Raw genomic sequence first — 18,232 nt, 5'->3', positions numbered from 1 at the left:
TTTATGTTTATGTCGGAATATCAGATTGATTTATTTTTTTTAGGATATCTACAGGATGTTTTAAATCGTTGCTAAAATTTTAAAAATAATGGATCTATTGTTTGATTAGATGACCCGATATAGCTAACCAATTACAGAAAAATGATACAAATTCGAGGATTTCAACATGAGTGATACAAAAGAGCGTGTTAAAAAGATTATCGTGGAGCATCTTGGAGTTGATGCAGATAAGGTAGTGGAAAATGCAAGCTTTATTGATGATCTAGGAGCGGATAGTCTTGATACAGTTGAGCTCGTTATGGCGTTTGAAGAAGAGTTTGGTGTAGAAATCCCAGATGAAGCTGCTGAAACGATTTTCACAGTTGATGATGCAGTAAAGTTCATTGATAAAGCTTCTGCATAATTACTGAAAGGCAAAGGCGTAAAATGCTTTTGCCTATATTTTTGAAGGCTATTTAAAAATATGGCTTTAAGAGGTAATTTCTCGGTTCAAGGTTAAAAATATGAGACGTGTTGTTATTACTGGTTTGGGATTGGTGTCTCCATTAGCTGGTGATGTCGAATATAGTTGGAAACGACTTCTTGAAGGGAAAAGCGGGGTTCGGCGCATTACTGAATTTGATGTATCTGATTTGCCTTGTCAGATTGCTGCGCGTATTCCTTTGGGGGATGGAACAAATGGTACGTATAATGCTGATTTGCATATGGAACTTAAGGAGCAGCGTAAAGTTGATTCATTTATTGTTTATGCAATGGCAGCTGCTGATCAAGCGCTTGCAGATGCTGGATGGTACCCTAAGAGTGATGAAGAACAGATTCGCACAGGTGTATTGATTGGTTCAGGTATTGGTGGCATTGAAGGTATTGTTGAGGCTGGTTATATACTGCGCGATAAAGGTCCACGACGTGTTTCACCTTTTTTTATTCCAGGGCGTTTGATTAATCTTGCGTCTGGCTATGTATCTATTAAATATGGGTTACGTGGACCTAATCATTCTGTTGTGACAGCTTGTTCGACGGGTGCACATGCAATTGGTGATGCCGCGCGTTTAATTGCATTGGGTGATGCAGATGTAATGACGGCAGGGGGAACTGAATCCCCGATAAATCGGATATCCTTGGCAGGTTTTTCTGCTTGTCGTGCTCTTTCCACTAATCGTAATGATACTCCTGAACAGGCATCTCGTCCTTATGATGCTGATCGTGATGGATTTGTTATGGGGGAGGGAGCTGCAATTGTTGTTTTAGAAGAACTTGAACATGCAAAAAAGCGTGGTGCTCGTATTTATGCTGAAGTTATTGGCTATGGTTTATCTGGAGATGCTTATCACATTACAGCTCCTTCTGAGAGTGGTGAAGGTGCAAAGCGCAGTATGATAGCGGCTCTTGAGCGTGCACAGGTAAATATAAGCGATATTGATTATATTAATGCTCATGGTACATCAACGATGGCAGATGTCATAGAACTGAAAGCTGTTGAGCATGTTTTTGGGCATTATGCACCGCAAATATCTATGTCATCAACGAAGTCGTCTATTGGACATTTGCTTGGTGCGGCTGGTGCGGCTGAAGCTGTTTTTTGTGTTTTAGCCATACGAGATAATATAGCTCCAGCGACACTTAATCTTGATAATCCATCGATTGAAACAAAAATTGACCTTGTTCCACATAAACCGCGCGAACGAAAAATTAATACGGTTCTCTCCAATTCTTTTGGGTTTGGTGGAACAAATGCGTCTTTGGTATTCCGACGTTTTGGAGAATAGGAAACATTTTCATTTGTATTTTCTGTTTCTGATTTATGATAGGATTTGAGTAAAAATATCTAAAAGTTGTTGGGGTTGATGGTTATGTCCGATGTGAAAAATGTGAGACCACTAAAGGACGTAGATAATTCTTCTTCGAATTATTTAGTAGATAATGATGATATGTCAGTGCATGAACAGCGAAAGAAGTCGTATATCTTACGTAATCCGTTGGTCATTCTTGGTCATTTTTTTCTGATGCTGATTATGGTTGTTATTTTAGCCACAGCTATTCCTCTTTACATTGGGAAGAGTATCTTTGAAGGAAAAGGGACAGCTGAAGAGGAAAAAGTTGTTCTTATCTATCCTGGGACTGGAATCCGTGAAATTGCGTCACTTCTTGAAAAAAATGGTCTTATTCGATCGTCTGATGTTTTTACTTATGGAGTGAGTTATCATCAAAAAGCAGCATCTCTTAAAGCTGGTGAATATTTAATTCCAGCATATGCTTCGATGCGGGATATTATGGATATTCTTGTAAAAGGTAAATCTATTGAATATACGTTTACAGTGCCTGAAGGTTTGACGGTTCAACAAGTTTTTGATCGGTTAGCTGCTAATGACATTTTAATCGGAGAGCTTCCAGAAGTTTTGCCTCCAGAAGGCAGTTTGATGACTGATACTGTTCATTTTATTCGGGGTACGACGCGCAAAGAAATTATAAAGAGATTGAGTGAAGGACAAACAAAATTAGTTAATGCAATATGGGCGACTCGTTCACCTGATTTACCAATTAAGTCCATTGAAGAGTTTATTATATTAGCATCAATTGTTGAAAAAGAAACGGGAATTGCAGCAGAAAGACCGCAGGTTGCTGCAGTGTTTTATAATCGTCTTGCGAAACGTATGCGTCTTCAATCTGATCCAACGGTAATTTATGGTCTTTTTGGTGGGAAAGGGAAGCCATCAGGTCGTGTGATTTATCGCTCAGATCTTGAGAAAGAAACACCATATAATACTTATAAAATTAATGGTTTACCACCAACGGCGATTGCGAATCCAGGTCGAGATTCTCTGAAAGCGGTTGCACATTTACCCAGCAGTGATGCACTCTATTTTGTAGCTGATGGTTCAGGTGGGCATGTTTTTTCCAAAACTTTGGAAGAACATAATAAAAATGTTTGTAAGTGGCGTGCATTAAAGCAGGCACACTGAATTTAAAAAAATTTATTACCAAAGTTTTGATGCAAAATTTTAGAAAAATTTAAAAAAAGTAGAGTGCTATTATGACATCCTTTGAGAGTGAAGCGAGTGCTAAAAAAGTAGGTCAGCGTCGCGGTTTTTTGTTTATTCTCTCTTCACCTTCAGGGGCTGGTAAATCAACTCTTTCTCGATTACTTCTCAAAGATGGACAATTAGAACTCTCTGTAAGTATGACAACACGGCAAAGACGTCCCAGTGAGGTAGATGGTCTTCATTACCATTTTATTTCAAAAAAAGAGTTTGAACGTAAGCGTGATGGAGATGAGTTTATTGAATGGGCTGAAGTTCACGGAAATTATTATGGAACTTTACGTGAAAATGTTGAAAGCGTGTTGAGTTCTGGTCGAGATATGTTATTTGATATTGATTATCAAGGTACTGAGCAGCTTCAAAAGAAAATGCCCGAGGATACTGTCTCTGTTTTTATCCTTCCACCATCAATGAAAGAACTCATTTCTCGTTTATATCGTAGAGCAGAAGATAGTCAGGATATTATTGATCTGCGATTGAAGAATGCACGAATGGAGATGCGGCATTGGTGCTCTTATGATTATGTTGTGATTAATGAAGACTTAAACCAGTCTTTGTTACTTATTAAATCGATTTATTTGGCAGAAACAATGAAGCGTGAGCGGTGCTTCTTTCTTCAATCTTTTATTAATCAGCTTATTGCTGAAAAGATTGATTAAATCTGTTTTGCTAAAAATCTGGCAGTTAACATAACAGAAAGGGAAGCTTTTTAAACTATTAGATTTGCCAAAGTCACAAATTCGGAAATTGACAATGTTTCAGCTCGGCGTGTTCCATCAATTCCAGCTTTTTCTAAAAGCGCTTCACCTCCGATAATTTTCAAATTTTGGCGAAGCATTTTTCGTCTTTGTCCAAAAGCGATTTTTGTTACAAAGCTTAATTTTTGTGTAGAGCAGGAAAGGGGTTGCGCGCGCGGAATAATATGGACAACGGAAGAAGTTATTTTAGGTGATGGTATAAAGGCTTGAGGAGGGATATCAAAAGCAATTTTTGCAATGGTGCGCCAACTTGTTAATACACCAAGACGCCCATAATGAGGGGATTGAGGTTTTGCAATGATACGTTTGGCAACTTCACGTTGAAACATCAAAGTCATGGATTCATAAAAAGGAGGCCATGGTTCAGCTAAAAGCCAATTTAATAAAAGTTGTGTTCCAATGTTATAGGGAAGGTTTGCAATAATACGTGGTTTCTCTGGAGATATTTCAAAAAGCTTTGAAAAATCTTGTTTCAGTGCATCATTACAGATAAGTTTTAGTTTTTGCGGGTAGTATTTTTCTATATCTAATAGAGCTGGCAAACATCGCTCATCACGCTCTATTGCTGTTACGATGGCACCTTTCGCAAGCAAGGCACGCGTAAGACCTCCAGGTCCTGGACCAACTTCAATAACAGGTTTTCCTTCTATATTTCCTGCTTGATGAGCAATTTTGGATGTTAAATTGAGATCAAAAAGGAAATTCTGTCCCAAGGATTTATAAGCTTGCAATCCATATGTATTAATTACTTCACGCAAGGGAGGTAGATTATCTATCGGCATGGTAGTAAACTATTTTTCGTAAGTTGATTTGCAAGTTTAAGAGCAGCAATAAAGCTTTCAGGAGAGGCTATTCCTTTATCTGCGATATCAAAAGCGGTTCCGTGATCTGGGGAAGTTCGAATGAAAGGTAATCCTAGAGTAATATTTACAGTAGTGTCAAAGTCCAATGTCTTCACAGGAATAAGAGCTTGGTCATGATACATACAAAGAGCAACATCATATGTTTTTCGTGCACGCTCATGAAACATTGTATCGGAAGGGAGCGGACCTACAATATTGAGTCCTTTATTTCTAAGATATTCAACAGCGGGAGCGATAATTTCAAGCTCTTCTTTTCCCATTGCACCTTTTTCTCCAGCATGGGGATTAAGACCCGCGACAGCTAATCGGGGTGAAACTATTCTAAATCGCGTTTTTAAGTCGTTTTCAATAATGAATGCAGTTTGAATGATTAAGTGGCGAGTAAGGTGTGAAGGAACTTCATGGAATGGAATATGAACAGTAATTGGTACCGTTTTTAATTGTGGTCCAGATAACATCATAACTGGATGATAGTATTTATGAGAAGCTTGATGAGCTAAATGGGCTAAAAATTCTGTGTGTCCTGGAAATTTAAATCCAGCATCATAGAGGCTTTTTTTTGTGATAGGGCAAGTAACTAAAGAGCATGCACGGCCACTTTGAATCAACTGAAATCCACGTGTGATCGCTTCAATTATTCCAGCAGCATTGTTTGGTGAAGGTAAACCAATTTGATCATTTTGCTGATTTTTTAATGGTATTATAGGAAGGGCATTTTGAAAATTTTTCACAAAATTATTTGTAAAGACGGTTTCTATTTCAATAGGGATCTGTAAAAAATGGGCACGTGAGCGAATAACATTTGGATCAGCAAGAAGAGCAAAAGGTGGAATTTGACGTGTAGTACGCAATTTCCACGCTTTTATAACTACCTCAGGGCCAATGCCAGCAGGATCACCACTACTAACGATAATTACAGCCATTATGAATTCTGAATATGTGCATCCCGTCGCAATTCTTTCAAATATTTTTCGCTTAGACTTTCAAGTTTTTGTGGGCTGATCTGTTTATTATCTTGAATTGCAAATATGAGTCGGGCAACGTAATCATTAGAAACTCTTTTGATTTGGCAGACAGCACGGGCTTCAATGCCATATGATGTCTCTCGTAGTTGGGTCATTTTTCCGACAGGCGTTGCACGAATATCCTGTTCCCACTCTGAGGGAAGTTGGGGATCTAAAAATTTTCCTAAATTTCGGATAGTAACATCTAACATGCCTTTTGCTTGCTTTTTCGTGTTAGCGCATCCTTGAAAATGTGCACGGAAATTGATTGCTTCTCTTTGACGTCTTTGGAAAATTTCTGAACGACGGTGCGCAGGAATAACAAAAATAATTTGCTGGAGCGTATATTCGTTGGTTGAAGGTTTTACACCACCATTTTTTAATACTCTGCGTACAGCATCTTGTTCGGTAAGTACGCCAGTTTCAGCTTGATAGCGCGCGCTAACAAGACGCCCCCATCCCATTTGTCCACGAATGTAATTCTTAAAGTGTTGTATTGTGATGTCAGTTTGGATCAAAATTTGGTTGAGTTGGTCAATACTCATATTATTTTGCGTTGCAAAATTTTCAAAAGCACTCTCAACTTCATTATCACTCACTTCAATATTATAACGCCTTATTTCAATTTTTTTAAGAGCTTCATCTATAAGTTCATCCTTAGCCTGTGCAGAGAGATCCCCTTGTTTTTGTTGCAACTTGAGAAAAGCAATGCGTCTTTGAATATCGTAATTTGTGATAGGAGAGCCATTAACTATGGTAACAATTACAGTCTGGGCGAAAACTCGTGGAACAAAAAATTCACTTACCATTAAGTTGCTTACGCTTAAAGTCGCAATACAAAATAAGGCAAGAGCACAATTTTTAAATTTGTTCATGTAAGTAACCCTTTGCATTGTTTATCAATTTCATCAATTCATTAAAATATACGCTTTTTTTGATAAAAACAATGATAACTTAAACTCTCTATATATATCTTTATAAATCTGATTTACTGATATCTGAAATTGTGCGGAGTGAAAGGGAAAAACTAAAATTTTGTAAAGGTGTTCTTTCACTTGGGTTAGTTACTTGCTGATAGCTAAATGTTAGCTTGAAGCATTCATCTTTATAATCCAAACTGATGCCTCGTTTTGTGAATATACCAGATGCTAAATCATAACCAGCATTGCTATTAATAGACCAAAAGTTAGCCAATTTAATAGCAGCTTGAAAAGAAATTTCTTGGCGATCTTGTGTATATTCATAATTGGGTTGGCTTGGGATATGGGCGTATTGCACTGCTGCCCAAAGATTTTTCCATTTCTGTGATGCTTCAATTTCACTACGGCGGATTTTTCCTGTTTTTTGATCAAAGCGTCCACGAGTTTCTAAATAAAAGCCACTTTTATGATGTGTGCCAAACATAGCAACATAGTCTGAGCGTGTTGTTTCAAGGCCAGAATGAGCACTTACATTAACAAAATCTTTTTCTGCAAAAGAATTTTTTCCTGCAAGATGAAAAGATTGCCCAATAAGAGCATCAAAAGACCAATCATTATTAAAATTTCCAGAATATCTCAAACCTATATTGGCTCTTGTTCCGCCTTCTACGCGATCATATCCAGAGAATTTATCACGTTGGAATAGAGTGGTTGCATCAAATACAAAACTTTGTGCATCTTCATTAGGGGTTTGTCCAATATATTGTTCATTATTGCGCACAAAAATTTGTGCTGTTGGCTCTATAATATGTGTAGAGTTATTAGACGTAATAAGAAAGGGATATCGTAATTCCAAACCTGCAGTTGCCATGCCACGAATGGCTGAGCTGCGAATAGCTGATAAGAAGTCGTTTGTTATATGAGCAGCGTGATTTTGGTGTGCATTTGTTGTAATGATATCAGTACGTAAGGCAAGAATAGGGGTTAATATTAATCCATCCTGCGTGTTGAAGCGCTTTTTCCATTCGATCTCGTTTGTTAAGCGAAAAATATTGCCAGCGATACCAGAAAGCCGAGCAACCTCAATCGGGTGATTATTCCAATCCGTAGAACTGAAGTCAGCATGACGACGATAAATTGATTGCATATTGCTATGAAAGGTAAGCAATCCAGTATAAACTGATTCATCTGGTATAAAAGAATAATTAATATGGGGAAGAATCCATGCTTGCCGAGAGTGGCGCTCATGATGGGTACTGTTTGCTATCAAATCTTGAATCTGGAAATGGTAAAAACGCATATCAAAGTAGTTTTTACCTACAAGACCATTCAAATAAATTTGAGAAAGTTGTGTAGGATTACTGTAATTTTCAAGTTTATATGTACGGCTAAAATCTCGATCAGATTGTGCGAGAATATTCCATCCGTAAGTCCAGCGTGGATTAATGCGAAAATCCCCTTTTGTTGCTAACATATAACGATTTGTATGTTGTGCATCGATTATGTCATTATCAAAGTTGTGAGGTTTCATTTGGTATATATGAGCGAAGCGAATATTGTAATCGCCTGTTTTTAAACGTTGGCGCCATTCACCTTCGGTTAAAAGTCCTTGTTGGGTATAGGCAGTAGTAGAAAGTGTAAAATCATAATGAGGTGCAAGATTCCAGAAGTAGGAATTTTTTATGCCCATGCCGAGGTAACCATTGTAAAAAAAATGAGGCATAAGGAAACCGCTAGCACGCTTCACAGTTGGGTCATAGATCTCAAAAGTTGGAAGTTGTATAATCGGTAATCCAAAAATTTCAAAATGGCTTTTTTCAAACCGAATTGTTTTGGTGGTGCTATTCCATATGATTTTTCTTGCTTTAATTTTCCACAGGACTTCTTTGTCTGATTTATAAGAGCAAGGTTCACACGCTGTGTAGGTAGCATTATCAAAGACTGTTATCTGGCTACCACTGCGTGTAGCATTTTCTGCGGCAAAATGAATATTGTGAGCTGTATCGATGCGTAAGGAGTTTACAAAACCTTCACCAAAATCTTTTGTCATATCAATTTGATTTGAGTAAATTTTATTACCATTTTTTTGAATAACTTCAACATTTCCTTGCGCTATAATACGTCCTGTTTTTTGATTATAAGTGACTTTTTGGGCGACAACTTTATTGCCATCATATTCGATCTGGACATTGCCTTGTGCAGAAACAGTATTTGCATCGCGATTGTAGATGAGCTCATTTGCAGATAGCAAGAGAGGGCTTATAGGATTTTGGATGCGATTTTGAGCAAAGGTAGTAAGATTTTGCGCGAATGTATAATAGGATAAAGACACACCTAAAATAAAGCCAATAACAGTCTTTAAAGCTAAGGTGCCTAAATTTGTTAAAATGATTTTTTCATTGAGTAATAGCTTCACCTACCCATCCTCTTTATGAAGTAAAAAGGAGATTCCCAAAAATAATGCAATTACAACTGGTGTCCAAGCCGCGATGACTGGCGGAATGTATCCAGCGTTGCCAAAAGCTTGAACAAGTACAGAAATGACATAAAGTATAAATCCAGCAGTTATACCGCCAAGAATTAATGTTCCAGTTTGTCCAAAGCGCGTAAAATTTAAAGAGACAGTTGCTGCAATGAGAGTCATTGCCACAAGCAGTGCTGGTAATGCAATCAACGATTGTAAATACATATCAAAGTTGTTGGCAGAGTAACCAAATGAACGTGCAATCATGATTTTTGTTGGCAATTGGTAAAACGGGATAGTCGCGGGATCCGCTAAGTGTTCAGTGAGGAATTCGGGTTTTAGATTAGTTGTTATCTTAAGTTTAGTAAATTTTTCAGGGGGGTGTCCTATTTTATAGATTGTGCCACTGGCTAACAACCATGCGCCGTTTTTTAATGTTGCTTTTTTGGTATTAATCCAATTCTTAATTGTCGTATTGTCATTGTATTGCACAAAAGTTGCATCGATAAGAGAGCGTCCTTGATCTGTGATAGATCGAGCGCCAATGGTTATTCTGCCTGAATTTGTGCGTTGTGTAAACCATGGGATACGCGTGTTAGTAAGAGATGTTAACACATTATTACTACGCCATTGAGTCATTATTTTTTCTGCTTGGGAAGATCCCCATGCGGCAAGTGGGTTAATGAAAAAAATTGAAAATAATCCAAAAAGAAAAGCTCCAAAACAAGCAGGCATGAGAAATTGCCACGCAGAAACACCGATTGAACGAGCAACCACAAGTTCAGATTTTCGATTAAACGATACCAGCATTGCCATTGCGGAAAATAGAGCAATAAAGGGGATGACTTGTTGTATGATAAAAGGGATACGCAGAAGTGAGACGAGAAGCGCATTTTTCGTTGTGTAGTGGGGAAGATACGCTAGTCGATTGGAGTTTTCTGTAAAGTCGATTAAAAGAACGAGGACAAAAATACTCAATAAAAAATAACAGGTCGTTTTGAGATAACGCACAAAGAAATATCGTCCAAGTGTCCATCCAATCATAACATATCACCTGAGGGATATTGAGATTTGCGATGTTTAAATTTGTCTATCATTTTTTTAAGAAATATTTGAATGATTTCATTAAGTTTTGCGAAGATGATGATTTTACGGTTTGTTAAGAGCATGAAAAAAATAAGCATAATTATTCCTATTGGAATTATATAGAGCAAAGGAACATATGCGAGATCACTTTTTGCTTTTTCGGCAAAAAAATAGCCCACCCAATAAACCAGCAAAGATAGGGAAATCGCAGAAAAGTTTGCTGATATCCGTGCTTGTCGGTATGAGTGTGCATTTCCTGCTGCTGCTATTGCAATTAATGAAAAAACAAAGGGATAGAGCCATTCTGTAAGTCTGCGATGAAACTCAGCTCTATATTGGATTGGTTTATACTGATAGTAGGGGTCTGTCGGATCAGGATTGAGCAAATAAGAAAGAGGTCTATCCTTGGGATAAATGGTGGGAGTTTTATCATTAGGAGTGAATTCACTTAGGTTAAAGGTGTATGAGCTGAATTGAATAATCGAAACGCTATCATTTTGATGATTGATTCTTTCTATTTCACCATTATTGAGAACTAAAAAATTGCCACTTGTATTACTAATAACTGATGCGTCGGTTGCATAATAAAAAAGATCAGTCTTAGGGTCGCGCTGGTCAGCAATAAAAAGCTGCTTAAGGATTCCATCTGGATTCCGTTCACCAATTTCTATGTAAAGGTTATTTGTTAATTTTTGAAAGCTACCTTCACGAATGAAAAGATTAATGAGGTCAGAGTGAGCGCTTGCTAGCATTTGTCGCATATTCAGGCGTGCTTGGGGAGCAACAAAATTAGCTATAAAAAAGGATGCACATGATGCAATAACAGCGAGAAGAAAAATCGGTTTCCAAACAGTACTTCTAGGAAAACCAGAAGCACTAATGATAGTGAGCTCAGAGTCCTGATTCATTGTTGAAAGGGTGGTTGTAATTGCAATCACTAATGCAAATGGAATAACAAGAAAAATAACAGAAGGAATCAAAGAGAACGAAAAATGCAAGACTGTTAAAAATGTTTGTTTGCTTGTCGTGAGAAAGTTGATTCGTGCAAGAATTTGCACTGTCCAACTAATACCGATGGCTATCATCATTACAGCACTAAACAGAATAATAACGCGTTTTAGAATGTATAACTCAATAATACGCATAGACTGGGTAATATCCTCAGTTTTTAACTAGAAAGCAGGTACTTTAAATGTTTTGAGTTTAGAAATAAAACAAAAATTAAAAAATTGCCTTATATTATACGCATATTATTGCCAAATAAGCAGTAAATAGAAGATAGTCTACCAACTTTAATTTATTTTGCCATATATTGTATTGCATTTTCAAGTGTGGCGTATAAAAAAGTTAAAAAGTAAATTAAAATAGATCCTTTTGTTAACTTTAAAATGATGATTTATCTTTTAGTGCGTATGAAATAAAATATGATACCCATATGGAAAAAAGAGGATCATTATATCTTAACCATTTTCTTTTGTGTTGGGGACATAGAAGCTTCTCCAAAGAGGTGTTGGCTTTTATAAAGAATGATAAAGGCTAAGAAGGTGGATATTCTTTTCTATCATTTGATGCAATCGACGCTGGAAGATATTTTGCCAACGCTTGTGGAACGTGCATTGGCTCGTTTTGGTAAGGTAACAATACAGTGTGTGACTAAAGAACGGCGTGATGCTATAGATACTCGTTTATGGGTTTATGCTGATGAAGCATTTATTGGGCATGGAACTGAATGTGATCAATATCCCAATTTTCAGCCTGTGTTTCTTACCACAGGGCAAGAAAATCCAAATGATTCAAAAATACGCTTTCTTACAGAAGGGGCAATTTGCTCAGATATCTATGCTTATCAACGACTTGTAGTGATCTTTGATGGACGAAATAATGAGGAGCTAAATCTCGTTCGTGTACAGTGGAAAAAATATAAAATGGAAAATCATACCTTAACTTATTGGCGGCAGACAGAAGATCGCGGTTGGGAAAAACAAGTTTAATATGTGTAACGTCTGTTAGTGTAATTTTTTTATGGAAGCAATAAAGATGTGGTTTTTAACCAAAATATTCAAACGGAATGATGATGATTGTTGATCGAGTTTTGCTTGTTATATGGGCTGTGATGTTAGCTTTTTTTTGTGTTTCGTGGTTGGGTACAACGCATATTCTCTCACAAATGTTTTCTGTTGCTTATATTGGCAATATCGCGGATATTTTATTTTTTTTTCTAAGTGCACTATTTGCTGGAATATTATGGTTGAGTGTACCTCAACCAATGTCTTTGAAAATGAAACTGGCAGCATTTTTACTGCCAGCAGTTATTTTATTTTCCTTTATAATATCCTAGTTAGATATTTCGTCATCCCTAAATCCAATGAAGCAAACGAGTGAAATAAAAGAAGAAAGAAGCAAATAATAGCCGATATAGGAAATATCAAAGTGTTGCACAAGATATTCTGCAATATAAGGCGCAAGAGCCCCACCTACGATACCAGATAAGTTAAAGGTTACACAAGAGCCTGTATATCGAATTTCTGTTGGGTATGGTGAAGCCAAAACAATCCCAAGCTGACTATATACTATTCCCATGAGTGATAGACCAATGATGGACATTGCAAAAATTCCTATAATTCCAGAGCTCAAGAAGTAAGGAATTGCGAAAGAATAGATACCAATAATGATTGTAGCACAAATTATCAAAGTTCTGCGCTTAATATAATTGGCAATTTTTCCAGTGATGATGGTAAAAAATATGCAAAAAACAGCACCGACGCCTTCTACCGTGAGAGTCTGAGTAGATGACAATTGTAAATGTTTTTCTGAATAACTTAATGCATATACGGTAATAAGATAAAATAAAACAAATATTGTCATACCAGCAAATGTACCAAGAAATAAAATCCGTGGACATTTAAAAAAGACATTCATTATAGGTAAACTGACACGCTCTTTACGTTCAAGAGTTTTTTTAAACTCAACAGTTTCATTGATCGAAAGGCGAACCCATAATCCCACAATCATGAGGACAACTGAAAAAATAAAAGGAATACGCCATCCCCATGCTAAAAGTTCATCATGATTAAGAAAATGAAACAGGCATAGGTAAACTATGATAGATAGGAGCAAACCAATGGAAACGCCTAATTGAGGAAACATTGCATACCAGCTACGTTTCTCTGGTGGGGCACTTTCTGTTGCAAGCAGAACGGCTCCCCCTGATTCACCTCCTAACCCCATTCCTTGACCAATCCGACATATTGTTAAAAGAAAAGGTGCCCACCAACCAGCTGTTTCATAAGTAGGAAGAATACCAATAACAATTGTTGATATCCCCATCGTAAGAAGAGCTGCGATAAGTGTTGCTTTGCGTCCAATTTTATCCCCAAAGTGTCCAAAAATAACTGATCCAAATGGGCGTGAAAAAAAGGCTACTCCGAAAATAAGGAAAGATTGCAAAATGGTAAGTGTATCATCTTGAGCTGGAAAAAATAAATAAGGAAATATAAGAGCTGCAGCAGTTCCAAAAACATAAAAATCGAAATATTCAATTATTGGACCAATAAGGCTTGCAAACAAGATTCGGTGGTGAGAATTTTGTTTGCTTATATCTTGTTTCTCTGAGCTTGTAGACATGAATAAATGTCCCTTTCAGTGTATAGTAAATCAAATTTAAAACTAACGTTTCATAACTATAAAAATTTTAGATCAGTGTCGAGTCAGTATTGTTATGATTCTAGCGCATCAGAGTAATTATTGAAGACATGATAAGCGTAGATGATTCTATTGTAGATGCATCTAAGTTAAATGCAATAAAGACACTCTTTTTAATGCCATAGAAGAGAGAAATATATTTTTATAAACGATTAAATTCATTTCATTGAATATTACTTTCTCCTTTAATACACGACACTGTTTTTATCTGTTTAGAGATCAATCTTAGTTTTATAAACCAGTGTTTAGTGTCATAAAGATGTTTTAAAAAGCTTTTATGAATGTAATTAAAACAATCTTTAGTTGTATAAAAAACATTTTCTACTGTTAATTGTATATAAATTCAAAACACACACGTAATATTTGATCAATTAGAGCTCAGTACACTTAATATTTTGTGGAAAATAGTTCGTTGTCATGAAGAGCGTGAAGATAAGCGGTCGTGCCATTTTTATTTGGAAACATGGAGGAGATGATGCGATACAAATTTAAGCTGAGCTTTTGGACATTAATGGTTGTGAGTTTTTTTATAGAGATTGCAAATGCAGAGGGAATAGTTGTCCTAAAAAAGGATCCATTAACATCAGTAGAAGTAAGTGCGCAGTTAAGAAAAAAAAGAAAAAACCCTACAATTAAGAATGGCAAAGTTGAAATTATAAGGCAAGGGCAAACTTCAAAAGGTATTTTTATTCGCCAATATGGGTTGCAAAGCGTTGAAGGAGGGGAAACACATGATGTTAAAATTTATAGTAATGGTGAGCAAATTGTTTTAGGAGGCGGTAGCTATGCTCATAACACTCAAATTCGTGGTAAAAAAGGAATGCCAGGGCAACAGAATGTATATGATGGGGGAGCAGCTTTCTTAACAGATGTGATGAAAGGGGGAATACAAAGTCTTGGCACATGGTTTGGCAATGAGAGTAAGGAAGGAGGATTGGCAGTAGATACTAAGGTTTCTAAAGGTGGTATACAGCGTGTTTTAGCGAAAGGTGAGGCGAACAACACCGTTTTGGAAGATGGTGCTCTTCAAGAAGTTTATTTCGGTGGATCTGTAGAAACTTTAACGATTAATAGCAATGCTAGTTCGCGGGTATATGCTGGTGCGATATTAAAAGGAGCAATAACGGTTAATGATTTTGGAATGCTTAATCTTTACGCTAGTGGAAATAATGAACAGGGCACTACAGTAGAAAATATTATTTTGAATGGACAGAATTCTTTATTGCAGTTTTTTGCCGCTGAATCTAATGAATATCGTTTTCTTATTCAAAAATTAAATGGAACTGGTCGTGTTGTTTTCGCTCATGAAGATTCTGCTCCACACTATTCTAAGCTTTATATTGATGATCTTTCAGGGAATATAGATTTTTATTTAAATGTTAATTTTGCGGATAAGTGTAGTGATTCTCTTTTTATTGCAAACGGTAAAGGAAATCACAAAATAGAGATCGTAGATTATGGCAATGAAACTACAGATTCTTTTTTATCTTCACTTAATTTAGTTACTGATGCAAGCGGTGGAGCTCGTTTTACTTTAAAAAGCCATCTTGATAAAAAAGCTGATGTTGTTGATGGTGGAGCTTATTTGTATAATTTGCAACATAAAAAAGGAAATAATGAAGATGAAAAAATTTGGTATCTGGCTATTGTAAAAAAAAATCATAACTCTTTAAGTATTTTGCCTGATACAGAACTGTCAATGATTATGCCTCTTAGGCAAGAAGAAAATATCCTCATTTCGCAAGATCCTATAATCAACTCTTATGAAAGTAGTTTTAATCTCTACGCAGATGATTTTAGTGCTGATGAAGGCAAGTTCATTTTGCAAAATTTTGCACTTAGTGATGATGAGGGAGTTTATATATCCGATAATAGAGAGATAAGCGTTGCTCAATTATCCATTAATAACTTTGTTGAGAATGCTGGAACAATTTATGTTGAAGCGGGTGGTATCAGTAAAAATACTACAATTGGTAGAGGTGGTTCTGAGATTGTGAGAGAACAAGGAACTTCAGAATATACTATTGTTTATGAAGGTGGAAAACAAAGTGTAGAAGGAGGAGGAACAGTGGTGGGGGTTCAAATTTATGGTGGTAATCAATCTGTTTTTGGAGATGATTATGTAAACGGTGTGATTGTTGGTAGCAGTGCTTATGAGACTCAAATTTATGGTCAAAATGAAACACTAGGAGAGCAGAATGTATATGATGACGGAGTGGTTTGGAACACAAAAATTATGGATGGAGGGGTACAAACTCTTGCTAAATGGTTCTTCGAAGGTGATTTCGCACTAAAGAGTGGTGGTCTGGCAATGAAGACTGAAGTTTTCGCTGGTGGTAGACAGCGTGTTTTTGCAGGAGGTAAAGCGGAGGATGTTATTTTACGTACTGGTGCTGCTCAAGAAGTTCATGCTGATGGATATGTGAAAAACTTAACGATTGAGAGTGGAGCCAATTCGTGGGTTTTTGCGGGTTCAATGTTAGAAGGCGAAGTAGCGGTTCATGATTTTGGATATCTCTATCTTTATGCTGGAGAAGGCAATTATCAAACTATAGTAGAAAGCATCAATTTAAATGAAGGCAAGTCTCGACTATATGCCGTTGCTAGTAAATTTGATGACAAAAATTCTCATGTTAAAAAATTAAGTGGTGTAGGTGAGGTTATTTTTACCTCTGATGATTCTAGTTTATACTACTCTCGCCTTTTTGTGGATGATCTTTCAGGTAGTATTCATTTTTATTTTAATGTTAGTCTTGCAGAAGAAAAGGGTGATTACCTTTTTATTAAGAATGGTCGCGGTTATCATGCAATAAGCGTTGTAGATTCTGGTATTGAAATCACTAATCCTTCCTCAACAAGTCTTGATTTAATTGTTGATCAAAGTGGAGGAGCTCATTTTACTTTACAAGATTTTTCTGGTGAAAAAATCAATGATATTGATGGTGGAACTTATAAATATGGTTTAAAACAAAAAAAGAGCGGCTACGAAACAATTTGGTATTTAGCTGCGGTATCCCTTGATAAGGAAGCCAGTGATAATTTGTTACGCGGGAGAAGGTCTCTCCAACATTTAAGCGAAAATCAGCCAGTTCTTACTTCCTCAACTTCTGTATCTCCAAAAGAGCATGTTCCAGAAAGGCATGTCAATAAGTCATCTTATCAAAGCTCTTCTCGTTCTCGAAGTCGAGGTTCCACTTTGGGAAATGATAATGTAAGAGGTCACGATAAAACGTCTAGGTCGCGCCCTCCACGGCATTTGAGGGAAAAACAGCCAGTTTCTATTTCTTCTCCGGAGCATCAAACTGCTCGAGTATCACGTTCGGATAATCGGTCTCAGCCTCCAAGTCAAAAATTGCAGCCTGCTGCTTCTCCATCTTCTCCATCTTTAGCAGATGAGATGATTGCGCGATCAAGTGTTCAAAATCCCCTTCTCTCGCAAGTAAAGCAGGATGAAGAGATAAAGGTTTCTGATTTTTTAACCACGCCTTCTACTGATGCCGTTTTGTCTATGGCAGTTGCTCCTGCACTTGTTTTTAACAATGAGGTGCAAACTGTACGTTCTGGAAGGGGAATTTTAGACAGAAATAAGAAAAATGCTTCTCTGTGGACTTATGCCATTAAGAGCAAAGAGCACGTTGCTACAGGTCATATAGATTTTAATCTTGAGCAGACGGGTATAGTGTTGGGTGTGAATGGTTTAAGCGAATTGACCAATGGAGAGTTTTATGTTGGCGGTTTCGGCGGTTATGACCAGGCACGTGTTGCGCATGCACGAGGTGGTACGAGTGGTATAAACAGTTATAGCATCGGAGCTTATGCGACTTATTTTGATCACAGTGGGTGGTATTTAGATGGTGTTTTGAAATACAATCATTATAAAAATAATCTGAAGGCTATTTCAACGAACGGTTTATCTGTTCAAGGGGATTATACCCAGTGGGCAGTAGGCACATCCTTTGAAGCAGGTTATCGTTTTAAGACGGCGCAGAGCAGTTGGATGCAGCCTTATGCTCACTTAACGTGGTTACAGGTTGAAGGTAAAAAAATCAAGCTTTCTCATGGAATGAAAGGTGATATAGGTCGAGCGGTTTCCTTACGTAGTGAGGTTGGATTATCTTTAGGGTATGAATTTGGATCTGGCACAGAGATGTCATCGATGGCTTACATTACAGCAGCTTGGTTGCGTGAGAATATCAATAACAATCACACGATGATTAATAAACAGCATAAATTTATCACGGATTTATCTGGAAATTTTGGTAAATTGGGAATTGGTTTGAGTGGTTCTGTTAGTGATAGATTAAAGCTTTATGCGGAAGGTCACTATCTCAAGGGGCGCAAGATTAAGCAGTCCCTTCAAGGTGTTTTAGGTATCCGCTATAGTTTTTAAATATGCG

General features: G+C 37.0%; 14 protein-coding genes. 7 read left to right on the top strand and 7 right to left on the bottom strand.

The genetic code is table 11. From position 1 onward, the window contains the following. Nucleotides 1-166 precede the first annotated feature (166 nt). From ACMFKV_RS03095 to gmk, 4 genes are all read left to right on the top strand, one after another. Nucleotides 167-403, top strand: a complete 237-nt coding sequence (locus tag ACMFKV_RS03095; RefSeq protein ID WP_332060371.1) for an acyl carrier protein — start codon at nucleotides 167-169, stop codon at nucleotides 401-403. A 100-nt stretch (nucleotides 404-503) separates the two neighbouring features. After that, nucleotides 504-1,766, top strand: a complete 1,263-nt coding sequence (gene fabF, locus ACMFKV_RS03090; RefSeq protein WP_413154473.1) for a beta-ketoacyl-ACP synthase II — start codon at nucleotides 504-506, stop codon at nucleotides 1,764-1,766. Between the two features lie 84 nt (nucleotides 1,767-1,850). After that, on the top strand, nucleotides 1,851-2,960 hold the full coding sequence (gene mltG, locus ACMFKV_RS03085; protein WP_336287865.1) for an endolytic transglycosylase MltG: 1,110 nt from the start codon (nucleotides 1,851-1,853) through the stop codon (nucleotides 2,958-2,960). A 71-nt stretch (nucleotides 2,961-3,031) separates the two neighbouring features. Further along, nucleotides 3,032-3,697 carry a guanylate kinase gene (gmk, locus tag ACMFKV_RS03080; protein ID WP_336287864.1) on the top strand — a complete coding sequence of 222 codons (666 nt, stop codon included), beginning with the start codon at nucleotides 3,032-3,034 and terminating at the stop codon, nucleotides 3,695-3,697. Nucleotides 3,698-3,747: 50 nt separating this feature from the next. Here the strand turns inward: gmk and rsmA are convergent, their stop codons facing one another. From rsmA to lptF, 6 genes are all read right to left on the bottom strand, one after another. Next, nucleotides 3,748-4,578 (bottom strand): 16S rRNA (adenine(1518)-N(6)/adenine(1519)-N(6))-dimethyltransferase RsmA, encoded by an 831-nt coding sequence (gene rsmA / locus ACMFKV_RS03075; protein WP_413154472.1) that lies wholly within the window; start codon nucleotides 4,576-4,578, stop codon nucleotides 3,748-3,750. Beyond that, nucleotides 4,569-5,582: a 4-hydroxythreonine-4-phosphate dehydrogenase PdxA gene (gene pdxA, locus ACMFKV_RS03070; RefSeq protein WP_336287862.1), complete on the bottom strand. Its 1,014-nt coding sequence runs from the start codon at nucleotides 5,580-5,582 to the stop codon at nucleotides 4,569-4,571. The genes rsmA and pdxA overlap by 10 nt, the downstream gene beginning before the upstream one ends. Next, on the bottom strand, nucleotides 5,582-6,538 hold the full coding sequence (locus ACMFKV_RS03065) for a SurA N-terminal domain-containing protein (RefSeq protein ID WP_413154471.1): 957 nt from the start codon (nucleotides 6,536-6,538) through the stop codon (nucleotides 5,582-5,584). The genes pdxA and ACMFKV_RS03065 overlap by 1 nt, the downstream gene beginning before the upstream one ends. Nucleotides 6,539-6,638: 100 nt before the next feature. Then, nucleotides 6,639-8,999 carry an LPS-assembly protein LptD gene (locus ACMFKV_RS03060; RefSeq protein ID WP_413154470.1) on the bottom strand — a complete coding sequence of 787 codons (2,361 nt, stop codon included), beginning with the start codon at nucleotides 8,997-8,999 and terminating at the stop codon, nucleotides 6,639-6,641. Continuing rightward, the gene (lptG, locus tag ACMFKV_RS03055) at nucleotides 9,000-10,091 is read right to left on the bottom strand and encodes an LPS export ABC transporter permease LptG (RefSeq protein ID WP_413154469.1); all 1,092 of its coding nucleotides are present in this window, start codon (nucleotides 10,089-10,091) and stop codon (nucleotides 9,000-9,002) included. It lies immediately after the preceding gene. Then, nucleotides 10,088-11,278 carry an LPS export ABC transporter permease LptF gene (gene lptF / locus ACMFKV_RS03050; RefSeq protein WP_336287858.1) on the bottom strand — a complete coding sequence of 397 codons (1,191 nt, stop codon included), beginning with the start codon at nucleotides 11,276-11,278 and terminating at the stop codon, nucleotides 10,088-10,090. Before lptF ends, lptG begins: the two co-directional genes overlap by 4 nt. A 399-nt stretch (nucleotides 11,279-11,677) precedes the next feature. Between lptF and ACMFKV_RS03045 the strand changes: the two genes are divergently transcribed. Both ACMFKV_RS03045 and ACMFKV_RS03040 read left to right on the top strand, forming a co-directional pair. Next, nucleotides 11,678-12,124 carry a DNA polymerase III subunit chi gene (locus tag ACMFKV_RS03045; protein WP_336287857.1) on the top strand — a complete coding sequence of 149 codons (447 nt, stop codon included), beginning with the start codon at nucleotides 11,678-11,680 and terminating at the stop codon, nucleotides 12,122-12,124. 83 nt (nucleotides 12,125-12,207) lie between these two features. After that, on the top strand, nucleotides 12,208-12,471 hold the full coding sequence (locus ACMFKV_RS03040; protein WP_336287856.1) for a hypothetical protein: 264 nt from the start codon (nucleotides 12,208-12,210) through the stop codon (nucleotides 12,469-12,471). Here ACMFKV_RS03040 and ACMFKV_RS03035 read toward each other — a convergent pair. Then, nucleotides 12,468-13,757 carry an MFS transporter gene (locus ACMFKV_RS03035; RefSeq protein ID WP_336287855.1) on the bottom strand — a complete coding sequence of 430 codons (1,290 nt, stop codon included), beginning with the start codon at nucleotides 13,755-13,757 and terminating at the stop codon, nucleotides 12,468-12,470. The two genes, ACMFKV_RS03040 and ACMFKV_RS03035, sit on opposite strands and share 4 nt — an antisense overlap. Nucleotides 13,758-14,310: 553 nt before the next feature. Between ACMFKV_RS03035 and bafA the strand changes: the two genes are divergently transcribed. Then, nucleotides 14,311-18,225, top strand: a complete 3,915-nt coding sequence (gene bafA / locus ACMFKV_RS03030) for a BafA family autotransporter (protein ID WP_413154556.1) — start codon at nucleotides 14,311-14,313, stop codon at nucleotides 18,223-18,225. The last annotated feature ends 7 nt before the right edge of the window (nucleotides 18,226-18,232 follow it).

This window comes from Bartonella propinqua (assembly GCF_047263965.1).
Taxonomy (GTDB): Bacteria; Pseudomonadota; Alphaproteobacteria; order Rhizobiales; family Rhizobiaceae; genus Bartonella.
This window is presented reverse-complemented; position numbering and strand designations above follow the sequence as displayed.

Coding starts and splice junctions, on each gene's coding strand:
- ACMFKV_RS03095 (WP_332060371.1), top strand. CDS start 167: ATGAGTGATACAAAAGAGCGTGTTAAAAAGATTATCGTGGAGCATCTT.
- fabF (WP_413154473.1), top strand. CDS start 504: ATGAGACGTGTTGTTATTACTGGTTTGGGATTGGTGTCTCCATTAGCT.
- mltG (WP_336287865.1), top strand. CDS start 1,851: ATGTCCGATGTGAAAAATGTGAGACCACTAAAGGACGTAGATAATTCT.
- gmk (WP_336287864.1), top strand. CDS start 3,032: ATGACATCCTTTGAGAGTGAAGCGAGTGCTAAAAAAGTAGGTCAGCGT.
- rsmA (WP_413154472.1), bottom strand. CDS start 4,578: ATGCCGATAGATAATCTACCTCCCTTGCGTGAAGTAATTAATACATAT.
- pdxA (WP_336287862.1), bottom strand. CDS start 5,582: ATGGCTGTAATTATCGTTAGTAGTGGTGATCCTGCTGGCATTGGCCCT.
- ACMFKV_RS03065 (WP_413154471.1), bottom strand. CDS start 6,538: ATGAACAAATTTAAAAATTGTGCTCTTGCCTTATTTTGTATTGCGACT.
- lptG (WP_413154469.1), bottom strand. CDS start 10,091: ATGATTGGATGGACACTTGGACGATATTTCTTTGTGCGTTATCTCAAA.
- lptF (WP_336287858.1), bottom strand. CDS start 11,278: ATGCGTATTATTGAGTTATACATTCTAAAACGCGTTATTATTCTGTTT.
- ACMFKV_RS03040 (WP_336287856.1), top strand. CDS start 12,208: ATGATTGTTGATCGAGTTTTGCTTGTTATATGGGCTGTGATGTTAGCT.
- ACMFKV_RS03035 (WP_336287855.1), bottom strand. CDS start 13,757: ATGTCTACAAGCTCAGAGAAACAAGATATAAGCAAACAAAATTCTCAC.
- bafA (WP_413154556.1), top strand. CDS start 14,311: ATGCGATACAAATTTAAGCTGAGCTTTTGGACATTAATGGTTGTGAGT.